The sequence below is a fragment of the Micromonospora sp. LOL_021 genome (genome assembly GCF_048060215.1).
Lineage (GTDB): Bacteria > Actinomycetota > Actinomycetes > Mycobacteriales > Micromonosporaceae > Micromonospora_E.
This window is the reverse complement of the sequence record NZ_JBHMIN010000005.1, coordinates 81,616-93,966: the sequence shown is the minus strand read 5'-3', so window position 1 is coordinate 93,966 and position 12,351 is coordinate 81,616. Positions and strand designations below refer to the sequence as shown.

The following is a 12,351-nucleotide window of genomic DNA, read 5'->3' as shown; positions in this document are numbered from 1 at the left end:
CACCCCGCACCACGCGTGGCAGGTGGCACGGACGCGTCGACAGCATCGCTGCATGGCGTCCGGGCACCCTCGAATCATGACCAGGTGATCGTCCCGACTGCCGGCACCGGCCGCCGGCAGTCGGCCTGGCCGATCTCCGCGCACCCGGTACAGCTCCGACGAGGAGTCACCTTGACCAGAACGAGACGCAACCGCGCCATCGGTTTCGTCGCGAGCCTGCTGTGCGTGGCGACGTTCCTTTTCGCCGCCCCGGCCCGGGCCGACAATCCGATTGTGCAACATATCTACACCGCCGATCCGGCGCCGATGGTCCACGACGGACGGGTGTACCTGTACACCAGCCACGACGAGGACGGCTCCACGTACTTCACCATGAACGACTGGCACCTGTTCTCCTCCGCCGACATGGTCAACTGGACACACCACGGCTCACCGTTGAGCCTGACCACGTTCAGCTGGGCCAGCGCCGACGCCTGGGCCGGCCACGTCATCGAACGCAACGGCAAGTTCTACTGGTACGTACCGGTGAAGGCCAGGGCGACCAACTCGATGGCGATCGGGGTCGCGGTGGCCGGCAGCCCGACCGGTCCGTTCCGCGACGCGCTCGGCCACCCGCTGGTGGCCAACGGCGAAATCGACCCGCACGCGTTCATCGACGACGACGGGCAGGCGTACCTGTACTGGGGTAACCCCAACCTGTGGTACGTCCGGCTCAACCCCGACATGATCTCGTACTCGGCGAGCCCGACCCGGATCCCGCTGACCACCGCCGGGTTCGGCACCCGCACCGGCGATCCGGACCGGCCCACGCTGTACGAAGAGGGGCCCTGGGTCTACCAGCGCAACGGGATCTACTACAACGTCTTCGCCGCCGAATGCTGCTCCGAGTTCATCGGCTACTCGACGGCTCCCGGACCGACCGGCCCGTGGACCTACCGGGGTACGGTGATGCCGCGACAGGGCGGCAGCTTCACCAACCACCCCGGCGTCATCGACTTCGCCGGTGGCTCGTACTTCTTCTACCACAACGGCGCGCTGCCCGGCGGCGGTGGATTCACCCGCTCCGTCGCGGTGGAGAAGTTCAGCTACCGCGCCGACGGCACGATCCCGACGATGAACATGACCACGGCGGGCGCGCCGCAGATCGGCACCCTGAACCCGTACGTCCGTCAGGAGGCCGAGACGATCGCCTGGTCGGCCGGGATCGAAACAGAGCCGTCCAGCGAGGGCACCATGAACGTCGGCTGGATCGAGAACGGCGACTACATCAAGGTGAAGGGCGTTGCCTTCGGCGCCGGGGCGGCCTCGTTCACGGCGCGGGTGGCCGCTGACTCCAGTGGCGGAAACATCGAGCTGCGACTCGGTGGCCCGACCGGCACCCGGGTCGGCACCTGCTACGTGCCCGGCACCGGCGGCTGGCAGAGCTGGACCAGTGTCTCCTGCCCGGTCACCGGCGCCTCCGGCACCCACGACCTGTACCTGGTGTTCACCGGTGGCAGCGGCTACCTGTTCAACGTCGACTGGTGGCAGTTCACCACCGGCACCACCCCGCCGCCGACCAGCCCGCCGCCCACGACGGCGCCACCGACGACAACGGCGCCACCGACCACCGCCCCGCCGACCACACCTGGGTCGTCCTGCACGGCCACCGTCTCGGCACCGGCGTCCTGGCCGGGCGGCTACGAGGGGCGGCTGACGGTCACCAACAGCGCCTCCACCGCCATCGACGGCTGGCGGGTGACCTTCACCCTGCCCGCCGGGCAGACCGTGGCCCAGGGCTGGAGCGGCACGTTCAGCCAGCAGAGCAGCCAGGTGACGGTGACCAACGCCAGCTACAACGGCCAGCTTTCCGCCGGATCGTCGACCACCGCAGGCTTCATCGCGTCGACGAGCGGGAGTAGTCAGCCGCCCGGCGACGTCAGCTGCACGGCGAGCTGACCACGAACCAGCGGAGTTCCCGGGCCCGGGCAGTCGACGCCGACGGCTGTCCGGGCCCGGGGACTCCGCTCCTACCGCCAACACCGCCCGCTACCAGTCCGGCGCCGCCCCGCCGCCCGTTCCGGCGGACCGGCGTCACGGTACGCAGCAGTCGTGGTCGACGGCGGACAGTGGCGACGTCCGCAGGATCCGGACCTGACCCAGGTCACCGCCGAGCGGGTCGGCGAAGCTTCCGTTCGGCTCCGGCAGCACCTCGACGACGAGCACGCTGACCGGTAGCCCGGGCGGCAACCCGGCCGTCTCCAACGCCGCCCGCACCTCTGTCCCCGACCAGGTCGTCTCCCCCTCCACCGGCAACGGCACCGAACGCGGACCGGGCTGTCGTCGGGGTATCCACAACGGGCGCAGGCCGACCTGCACGTTGCGCCGGGTGCTCGCGTCGGCCTGCGTCACCCGGGCGTAGAGCACCGCCCACAGCTGGGTGTTCGGCGGGTCCGGCAACGCCCGGCGCAGCCCGAGGTACGGGATGGCGTACGGGGCCCGGACCCGCACCGCACCGTCCGGTTCGGCGAGCACCGTGGCGGCCAGCTCCGGTGCCGGATGCGCCACCCCGTCCAACGTCAGCGGCTCGCCGTACCGGCCCTGGGCGGTGGACCAGAGCGGATCGTCGAGCGGGCCGCGGTCGTGGCCGACCCGGATCTCGTAGGTGTAGAACGAGAACAGCTCCGGCGAGCCGGGGTCGGTGTTCGGCGGCAGCGGCACCAGGAAGTGCCGGTCGCTGTCGGCCGCCGGTTCGAGGCGCTGCATGGTGGCGTATCCGGCCAGGTCCTGCACCTGGCCCGGGGTGATCACCCGGACCGGTTCTGGGTCCAGCGGCAGGGTCGGCACGGTGGCCGGATCGGCGACCGGTTCGGTGCCGGGCAGCAGCATCGGGTCCGGGGTGACGGTCAACGGCCGGACGAAGTACGCGTCACGCGGGTCGGCCAACGGCTCGGCGAACTCCAGCCACAGCCGCCGGATCCGGGGTGTGGTCGCCGCGTACGACGCGTCGGTGCCGTACGGGGTGAGCGCGATGCCGGCGGCGACCACCCGGGGCACCTGCCTCGGCGCAGTGACGATCGGCAGCGTCGAGGAGATTGTCTGTCGCACCACGTCGCCGGTCTCGAGGCGGAACTCCAGGTCGTAGTCGACCTGCGGCTCGTACGGCAGCCCGTCGGGACCCAGCGGTGCCGCCACCGCGTCGAGGAAGATCATCCGGACCAAGCCGCGGTCGGGGTCGCCGGTGCCGGCCTGCACGTTGACCGAGTCGACCAGTTCGATCACGCCGACGTCGGTGACGGTCTGCGGTGCACCGGGGGCGTCCGGCAGTCGTACGGTGCGCCGCAGCGTCAGCGTCGGTGAGCCGGCGCCGCGCCACGTCCAGTCCCGGTCCACCACCGCCTGTACGGCGTGCAGCCACCGCCCGGCGAGTTCGGTCGGATCGGTGAACTCGACGCTGCCGCCGTCCGGGGCGAGGTGGTGGCCGAGCCCGGCGCAGCCGAACACCACCCGCTCCCCCGGTACGCCGAGCAGGGTCGGGCCGCCGGCGACCAGGTCGAGCGCGCCGGCCAGCCGGCCGAGCAGCGCCGGGGTGGGTGCGGCCTGGGCGGCGACGGCCGTCGCGGCCGGCGGCGGGCCGGCCGGGTCCGGGCGCAGGAACACCGACCGCAGGCCGTCGGCCGGCGGCAGCGGGCGCAGCAGGTCGGCTTCGCTCGCCGGATCGGCCGTTCCGTGCAGGTCGATGATCTCGGCCGGGCCACGCCGGGCGGCCTCGCTGCCGAAGTAGCCGAGATCCTCGCGGCCCATCGCCCGTACCTCCAGCCGCAGGTCCCGCCCGGTGACCACGGTGACCGGGCCGCTGACCAGCCCGTCCGGGCCGAGCTGATCGGTGACGTCAACCGACCGGTAGTCGCCGGCCTCGACCCAGGTCAGGTCGAGGTCGAGCGCGCCGGTGGCGTCGTCGGGGAACAGCCGGGTGGTGGTGTACCACTCGACGTACCCGTCGACGTCGGCGGCCGGGTCGAAGGCCGGGGCCTTCAGCAGCACCCGGACCTGCAGCAGTACGGCGTCCGGGTCGGCGACGCCCGGCACGGTCACCGCTTCCGGCGGCCCGGCGTCGTTGGCGGCGATCTGGGCGAGCAGGTCGGTGCGGGCGGCCGGGCCGGCGGCGTACACCGCTTCCGGATAGCCCAGGCGCGGCCGGTGCACCCGCAGCGCCGCCACGGTGCCGTCCGGTTCCGGGTTGAACGGGTCCAGCCCGACCCGGGCCGGCGGCCGGTGCCGACGCAGGTGCAGCAGCGCGACCGGCGCCTCGCCGATTTGGCCCGGCGCGGCGTCGACCGGTGCGGCGTCGACCGGCGGGCCGCCGCCGGTGGGGTCGGCGAGCCGGACCCGGAACTCGTACGACTGGCCGTAGCGGGGCGGCACCGTGTCGGCGTCGACCGGCACCGCCTGCTCCGGTGCGCCGGGCGGCACCTCCATCAGCCGTTGCTCGTCGTCGGTGTCGACGACGAGTGACCCGCCGCGCCAGCGGACGAACCAGGCGGGTAGCCAGAGCTGGCCGCTGTGTTCGGCCGGGGCGACCTCGGTCCACCGTTCCTCGCGGGCCGTACCCAGGTCGACGCCGACGGCCAGCGGGGCGTCCACCAACGACAGCGAGGTCCAGTCGGTGCCGCCGGCCGGGCGGACGTCGACCCGGTAGCCGAGCACGCCGCGGGGGGCGAGCACCGGATCCTCACCGTCGGGTGGGGCACCGAGCGCCCGGTTCTGCCCTTCGAGGATGTCCTCGTCGTCCCAGCCGAGTTGGACACCTTCGTCGCGGGCGATCGGCGCGCCGGCGCCGGTCTCGTCGAGCAGGTCGGCACTGACCGGCTGCCGGGCATGCACGATCTTGGCGAAGCCGTCGTCGAAGCGCAGCGTCTCGGCGAAGACCTTGTCGTAGTTGCCGAGGGCGCCGGCCTCGGTGGCGTCGGCGCTGACCGGGAACGCCACCGGCGTGAAGACCGGCCGGGTGTCGGCTGCGGGCAGCGGCGGCACCCGGGTGGCGAAGGCACGGACCAGCCCCGGGTCGGCGCCGACGGCGTCGGCGTAGTCGCTGTGGGCGGCCAGGTCGGCCCAGAGCCAGCCGCCGGCGGCCAGCCGCGGGTCGGCGTCGACCGGCACGTCGAGGGTGGCGACCAGGCCGAGGGCTTCGGCGAGTCGGGGGCGGCGCAGCGCGTACGCGATCGCCTCGCCCCAGCCGATCACCGTCGGCGGCACCGCTGGTGCCGGGTCCGGTGGGCAGGTCATCAGGCAGTGGTAGCTGGCGTCGGTGACGGCGAGCGAGGTACGCGGGCGGACGAACCCGAACGACCGGCGGTAGCTGCCCGGCAGGTACTTGCGCAGTTGCCGGGTGGTGTCGCGGTGTTGCGGGGCGAACGTGTCGCCGGCCGGGCCGGGCGGGATCTCCAGTGCCGCGCCGATCGCGGTGAAGATACTCCGGGCGTGTGGGGCGTGCAGTGTCGCCGGGGCGGCGGGCAACGCGACGGTCTGGTCGACCCGGTCGCGCTGCGGCAGCGCCGCGACGGTGTCCGAGATGGACACCGCGAACGCGAGGTGTGCGTCGGCGAAGGCCGGCACGCCCGCCGGGGAGGCGAGCAGCGGCGCGAGCGGGTCGGTGGCCGGGGCGACCAGCAGCCGTACGGTCAGCGTCCGCCCGGTGTGGTCCCACCGCTGCAGGTACGGCACCAGGGTGAGTTTGTGCGAGGTTGCCATCTGTCCGCCTTCTTCGCCGCCCTGGTCGTCACAGGGCAGCGGTCTCGGTGACCTGGTAGGACGCGCTGATCGAAAGGATCAGGAAGAGATCGACCTGGATCTTCACCGATCCGGAGTAGTCGCACTTGGTGGTGCCGGCGTCGTCGTACACCAGGCCTCTCAGCTCGGCCCGGATCTTGACCTTGACGACCTTGAGGTCCACCCCGGCTTCCAGCGCAACCAGTCCGCCGTACTTGGTCTGGCCGGCGATGGCGTCGTAGACGAGCACGAAACCGATACCCAGGAACGCGTACGCCTTGAACGGGCCGATCTGGCCCTGCACCCCGACGCCGGCGAACGCGACCAGTTCCAGCTTTTCGCTGGTGACCGTGCCGGAGACGAGGGCGATGGAGAAGGTGACGCTGCCGGAGACGATGATGAAGACCTTCGCCACGCCGACCGACAGCACCGGGATCTTGCCTTCGAGGGCGATCCCGAGGCTGGCCCCTCCCTTGGCCTTGCCGTCGGTGAGGCTCACCCCGGCGCTGACCGCCACCGCCAGGCTCAGCTTGACGTAGTCGCCGAGCGGCACGACCGTGTCCGGCAGGTCGAACTTCAGCTTCGTCTCGAACTTCAGCTCGTGCTTGGCGTTCGCCGCCGCCAGGTCGATCGGACCCTGCACCCCCCGGTCGCCGACGAACGGCAGGTACTGCAGGATCTGCTCGATCTCGGCGAGCAGCAACGACCGCAGCTGGGCGACCTGCGGCCGCTGGTCGGTGCCGCCGACGATGTGCAGCTCGGACCCGGTCAGCTCGGCCAGGCCGGCCACGTCGGTCCAGACCCGCAGTCCGGCGAAGTCGGCCGACCAGCGGTCCTCGGTGACCTCCAGGCGCAGCGTCGCAGTGTCGTAGCGCAACGCCGACCCGTGTCCGGGGGCACCGCCCAACTGCAGCGCGGTCGGCGGGTTGGTGAACGTCACCGCAGCGCTGAACGCCAGCGTGCCGCCCGCCCCGACGTCCAGGTGCAGCGCGCCGGGCGCGGTCTCCAGGGTGTTCGGCGGCGGCGGGAACGCCCCTTTGGACGTCGACCGGGCCAGGACGTCGGCCAGCGCGGGCCGATCCCGCGACTCGATGCGCGGCACGCCGGGTGCCGGCACCACCGGCCGGGGAAACAGGAACGCGTGGGTCGCGGTGGTCTGCACGAAGGCGTACTCGGTGGCCGGGTCGGTCGGGCGCAGCAGGTCGGCGGCGTCGGCGAACCGGTACTCCCCCGGCGTACCAACCAGCGGCGGCTCGCCGATCGGCAGCTCGTTGGCCGGGTAGCCGACCGGGTAGCGGCGGATCAGCGGCGTACCACGGGTGTCGGCGACGGCGGTCGCCTCGCCGCCACCGGCCGGTGCGCCGACGACCGGGCGCACCACCATGGACCAGGAGCCGGTGCGGGGCAGCTGCGGGGTGCCGCGGACGGTCGCCACGAACACCGGGGTGCCGGCGTCGTCGGCGAGGCCGACCTCGATCCGTTGGGCCCGCATCGGCAGGCCGCTGCCGCCGACGTCGACGACGGTGTCGAGCGGCCCGCCGACCGGCCCCTGCGCCTCGATCAACGCCCGCAGCGCGGCCGGGGCGGCCGGCGCGCCGCTCGGCTCGACCTGCAGCCAGCCGAGCACCCCGACCGCCGGTGTCGTCCCGGCGGCGCCGTCGAGGGCAAGGTCGGCGTCGAAGTGGTACGGCACCAGCCGCGCGCCACCGTGGCCGAACTCGGCACCTGGTGCCGGCCGGATGTTGCGCACGTCGAACAGGCCCCGGAACACCCCGGCGTCGAAGACGTACGGGGCGACGGTGATCGCCCCCGCGTCGAGGTAGCGGTAGTCGAACAGGCCGGGGGTGACCGGCTGCCAGCCGCTGTCGCGGCGGATCACCCCGCCGCCGGGGCGACGCTCCACGGTGACCGAACGGGTCACCCGGATGCCCCACGGGTGCAGCACGCTGTTGACCTTGACGACCTCCAGCGCGGTCCGGCCGATCGTCACCCGGAACTGCACCTTGGCCGCCTCGGCGAACGCGGCGAACGGGTTGTTCCAGTCGCTGAAGCTGGAGCCGCCGTAGCCGGACAGGTCGATCCGGGTGACCGGCACCCGGGGGTCGGTGGCCATGTCGGTGTTGAAGACGGTCTCCACACTGCCGCTCGGGTCGGCGGTGGAGCCGAGCACCGACAGCCCGAGCGGGCCCCCGCTGGCCAGGTCCACCCCGTTGATCAGTTGTCGCATCCGGCCGGCGAAGGTGGCCGACACGCCGCCGTCGTCGGGCCGGCCGCCTTCGGCCTGCGCGGTGATCTGGATGCCGCCCCGGGTGTCACCGAACTCGGGGCGGGTCAGCGCGAGCAGGTCCGCCGGGCGCGGCCCGTCGTCGTACGGCTGGACCAGCACCGCCGCGATCAGGCCGAACGGGAACGTGGTGCGCACCCCGACCGCGGTGCCGTCGCCGAACGCGTCGAGGGTGCCGGCCACGGCGTCGGCCGGCACCACCGGGACGAGCCGCTGGGACCGGGCACCGAGGGAGGTGGCGCCGCCGTCGGTGGCCGAGGCGAGCGGGGTGGGAAACCAGCCGAGGGTGATGATGTCCTGGTCGGTGTCGAGGGTGCGCACCGGTTCCCACTGCACCTGCGGCAGCGCCGTCACCCGCAGCGCGCCGACCTCGGCCCGGGTGGCCAGCCCGGCAACGGCGTACTCGGTGTCCGGGTGGTTCGGGCCGATGCCGAGCCCGACGCCGAGCAGGTCCTGGTTGGTGGAGACGTCCAGCAGCAGCAGGTTCGGCGACCGGCCGACCACCTCGGACAGGTAGCCGTCGACCATCGAGGTGGACGTGGCGTCGGACCGGACGGCCGCCTGGATCCGCTGGCCGCGCAGTTCCAGCTCCAGCCGACGGGCGGAGTCCCACTGCGCGTCGGCCTTCTTGTCCAGCCCCAGGCGGCCCTGCTCGACCTGGCTGAACCCGATGTCGGGTCCGGACGACTTCGGCGGCGGCTGCGGGGTGCCCGGTGACGCCGGACGGCCGGTGACCGCCACCGCCGGCCCGAGCTGGCCGTCGAACTCGACCCGCACGTCGGCCGGCGCGGTCCAGACGATCCGGCAGACCAGCGCCGCCGGTGGCGGTTCCCGGCCGATCCGGGGCCGGTCGAGGGCACCGTTGGACACGTACGGGTCGGGCAGTGTCGGCGCCCAGGCGTGCAGTCCGAACGCCAGTTGGGCGGTGCCGTTGTCGACCAGCAGCGGGCCGTCGGCGGTCGACCCGGGCAGCCCGGCCGGTCCGGCGAGGGTGCCCCGGACGTAGACGAACGCCGGGACGGTGGTCCACAACAGCGCGTTGCGCAGCGCGAACTGGTGGTGGCTGCGGGCGTCGGCCGGGACCGCCACACCGAGCAGCACGGTGATCTCGCCGTCGCGGCGGTGCAGCAGTAGGGTGCCGGCACCGCCCGGGGTGGGCACCGGCTGCCCGGCGGTGGTCACCGGCCGGTCGAGGGCCACCTCGCTGCGGCCGGTGACCATCAGGTGCTCACCGTCAACGGCGTGGCACCGGTAGAACAGCCGGAACGGTCCGTTGTAGGTCTGCCGCCAGGGCAGCCGGTGCCCGCCGCCGCCGGCGATCGCCCATAACTGGATGTCATGGGCGACCGGCGGCGCCAGCGGGGTGACCGGGTCGGCGAGTACCGTCGCGGCGGACGCGCCGATCACCATCCATGCGCTGTCCAGCGGGTGTTCCCGCAGGTCCGGGGCGTACCAGCGGGCGGCCAGGCCGGTGACCCGCAGCAGCCAGGTCGCCGCAGTCGACGCCTCGCCGAGGATCGCCGGGTCGGTGACGACGACCACCGGCAGGCCGAGCCCGGCGTCGCGGACGGTGCCGGTGCCGGTGAAGCCGACCAACGGGTTGCCGGCCGGGTCGGCACCGACCGCAGTGGCGTCCACCGTGGCCGGCTCGATGGTGTAGCCGAGCATCAGCGTCCAGAGTTGTTCGACGAACGTCCAGTCCCCGGTGGCCGGGCCGAACCGGAACTGCTGCCCCCAGGCCGTGGCCGCGCCGGGGTCGCCGACGATCTCGACCGCGCCGGACTTGAACCGGAAGGTCACCGACGCGGGCAGGGTGGTGGTCGTCCCGGCGCTGTGGCAGCCGCCGACGCCGCCGGTTGGCGGCGGGTCGGGTGCCGGGTCGAGCCGCAGTACGGCGCTCAGCGGGGCGGGTACCTCGACGACGTCGCCGTGCACCGTCGCGGTGCCCAGCGTCAGCGTCCCGCCGGTGACGAGCAGCCCGGCGTACGCGTCGGCGGGCAGCCCACCGAACAGGTCGCCGCGGATCCAGACGGTGCCGGCTGCGATGTGGACAACGGTGCCGGTACGTTGCACGGCCGGCGGCCGGGCCTGGGTGACCACGAACGCGGGTGCGGTGGCGCCGACCTCGCGGACCTGGAGCCGGCGGGCGGCGACGAACGTCTCGTACCAGACGTCGACTCCGCCGGGGGTGCGGAACGGGCCGACTCTGCGGGTCGGGGTCAGCCCGGTGCGGCTGTCGACGAACCGGCCGCCGAGGAGTTCGTCGCGTTCGTCACGGCGGTGCACCAGCCGGGCGTCGCGGGGCAGTTCGGCTGCGGCGCGTTGAGCGGCCGACGCGGCGAGACTGGCCAGGACGGTACGGACGGCGGGGAGATCTCCACGGACTGGCTCTGACACGCGCTCCTCCTCGGAGGCTGCTGCAGCCGGACTCGGACCGGTCTGCAGCGTGCGCCACGTCACACTCCGTGTTCAATCAGATATTGGATAGTTACCGACCTTCGGAGGTCAGCGCTGACCGTCCGGATGAGCCCGGGGCCCGGCCGTCACCCTGTGGCATCCCGGTCGGCGGGGGCGGGCGACCGGCTCTCGTCAGCGGCGGGCGACTGGTCGGCGGCCCAGCGGATCGCGCCGAGCAGGTGGGTGCGGAACGCCGGTTCGGCGTACGCCTCGATGGTGTGGCCGCCGCCGGTGTAGAAGGTGCGGCCGCCGGCGTACGTCCGACACCAGGCATGCGGGTGCGGCTGCCCCATCTGCCCGCCGGTGTAGCTGGTCTCGTCGAGCACCGCGAGGATCCTGGCGTCGGTCGGCCGGGTCCGGTAGTCGTACCACTCGTCGGTACGCGTCCAGCGGGTCGGCAGGTGTGCGGTGGCCGGGTGGGTCCGGTCGACGACCTCGACGGTGGCCGGCTGCACCGGCGGGTGCTGGGCGAAGTACGCACCGACCAGTTCGCCGTAGAACGGCCAGTTGTGCTCGGTGTCGGCGGCCGCGTGCACCCCGACGAATCCGCCGCCGCCGTTGATGTAACCCTCGAACGCGGCTCGGCCGGCGTCGTCGAGCACGTCGCCGGTGGTGTTGAGGAAGATGACGGCGGCGTACCGGCGCAGGTCCTCCGGGGTGAAGACGGCCGGGTCCTCGGTGGCGTCGACGGCGAAGCCGTGCTCCGCGCCAAGTTCGCCGACGGCCTCGACACCGGCCGGGATGGAATCGTGCCGGTACCCGGTGGTGCGGCTGTAGACCAGCACCCGGTACCCGGTCTCGGTGCTCGTCTCGGTGCTCGACTCGGTACAGCCGGTGGTCACCAGCGCCACGATACCGCCGAGCAGGCCGGTGCCGACCGTGCGTCGGGTGAGACCGGCACCCGGCCGGGTCGGCACGCCGGTCACCGGACCGGCTCCGCGACGACGGTAGGCGCGTCAGCGTCGGTGGGCCTGCCGAGGTCGGCGGCGGCACCGGGGTCGGGCTGCGGCGGCAGACCACGGGTGGACAGGAACGCCTGCCACTCGGCGGTGATCCGCTCGACGTCCCGGCAGACCAGCCCGAAGAACTCGCCCATCAACTGCAGCCGGTCGCCGGCTGGTGTGTCCGGCCCGAGTACAGCGGCGCCGTGGGTCGCCGCGTCCGCCCAGGTCCGGAAGACGTGCACCCGCAGCGACCAGGCCCGGTACCACAGGCCGTCGTCGACGGCGTACCGGTCGCGCCGCTGCCCCGGCTCGCGCCGCCGGGAGACGAAGCCGATCCGCTCCAGAAAGGCGATCGACTTCGAGATCGACGCCGGGCTGACCCGCAGCCGGTCGACCAGCTCGGCGGCGGTGAGTGAGCCGCCGTCGCTGACGAAGAGGCTGACCAGCACCCGGGCGGTCATCCGGGGGAAGCCCGACTGGATCATCAGGGCGGCGAACTGCTGCTCGAAGGCCTGCACGGCGGCCGCGTCCCGGCCGTTGCCGGTGCTCTGGCCGGCCGGTGGCCGGGTGACCGGTCCGGTCCGGCGGGCCCGGTGCGCGGTGGCCCGGTGCGCGGCGGTGGCCCGGTAGCCGCCCGACCCGCCGTTGCGCCCGACCTCCCGGCTGATCGTGGAGGTCGGGCGGTCGAGCCGGCGGGCGATCTCGGCGTAGCCGGCGCCGTCGGCGAGCGCCTGCTCGATGCGCTGCCGGTCCTGATAGGTCAACCGTCCGCCGGGCATCCGCCCCGCCCTCCGCTGCATTCAGCCTCAATTCATTGCAACACATCCTGGCCGATCGTTGCATTAACCGCAAGCGCCATTGCAACGCCGGACCCTGTTCCTCGCAATCGTGCCCGCTGGTGGCGGGCTTTTCATTGAC

5 protein-coding genes are annotated in these 12,351 nt (G+C 73.2%); 1 reads left to right on the top strand and 4 read right to left on the bottom strand.

Features of this window, described 5'->3' with window-relative positions; genetic code table 11:
* The first annotated feature begins 171 nt into the window (after positions 1 to 171).
* A complete protein-coding gene (locus tag ACFHWT_RS06200; protein ID WP_416593598.1) occupies positions 172 to 1,938 on the top strand; it encodes a family 43 glycosylhydrolase in 1,767 nt (588 codons plus the stop codon).
* 135 nt (positions 1,939 to 2,073) lie between these two features.
* Here ACFHWT_RS06200 and ACFHWT_RS06195 read toward each other — a convergent pair whose 3' ends face one another.
* The 4 genes from ACFHWT_RS06195 to ACFHWT_RS06180 form a co-directional block, all read right to left on the bottom strand.
* A complete protein-coding gene (locus tag ACFHWT_RS06195; protein ID WP_416593597.1) occupies positions 2,074 to 5,730 on the bottom strand; it encodes a hypothetical protein in 3,657 nt (1,218 codons plus the stop codon).
* A gap of 28 nt (positions 5,731 to 5,758) precedes the next feature.
* Positions 5,759 to 10,429 carry a hypothetical protein gene (locus tag ACFHWT_RS06190; protein ID WP_416593596.1) on the bottom strand — a complete coding sequence of 1,557 codons (4,671 nt, stop codon included), beginning with the start codon at positions 10,427 to 10,429 and terminating at the stop codon, positions 5,759 to 5,761.
* 146 nt (positions 10,430 to 10,575) lie between these two features.
* On the bottom strand, positions 10,576 to 11,415 hold the full coding sequence (locus ACFHWT_RS06185) for a ThuA domain-containing protein (RefSeq protein ID WP_416593595.1): 840 nt from the start codon (positions 11,413 to 11,415) through the stop codon (positions 10,576 to 10,578).
* Positions 11,412 to 12,212, bottom strand: coding sequence for a helix-turn-helix domain-containing protein (locus ACFHWT_RS06180; RefSeq protein ID WP_416593594.1), 801 nt, complete (start codon positions 12,210 to 12,212; stop codon positions 11,412 to 11,414). The genes ACFHWT_RS06185 and ACFHWT_RS06180 overlap by 4 nt, the downstream gene beginning before the upstream one ends.
* Positions 12,213 to 12,351: the final 139 nt, after the last annotated feature.

Bases quoted from the DNA above. Each gene is read 5' to 3' on its own strand.
- ACFHWT_RS06180 (WP_416593594.1), bottom strand. From the start codon at position 12,212: ATGCCCGGCGGACGGTTGACCTATCAGGACCGGCAGCGCATCGAGCAG.
- ACFHWT_RS06195 (WP_416593597.1), bottom strand. From the start codon at position 5,730: ATGGCAACCTCGCACAAACTCACCCTGGTGCCGTACCTGCAGCGGTGG.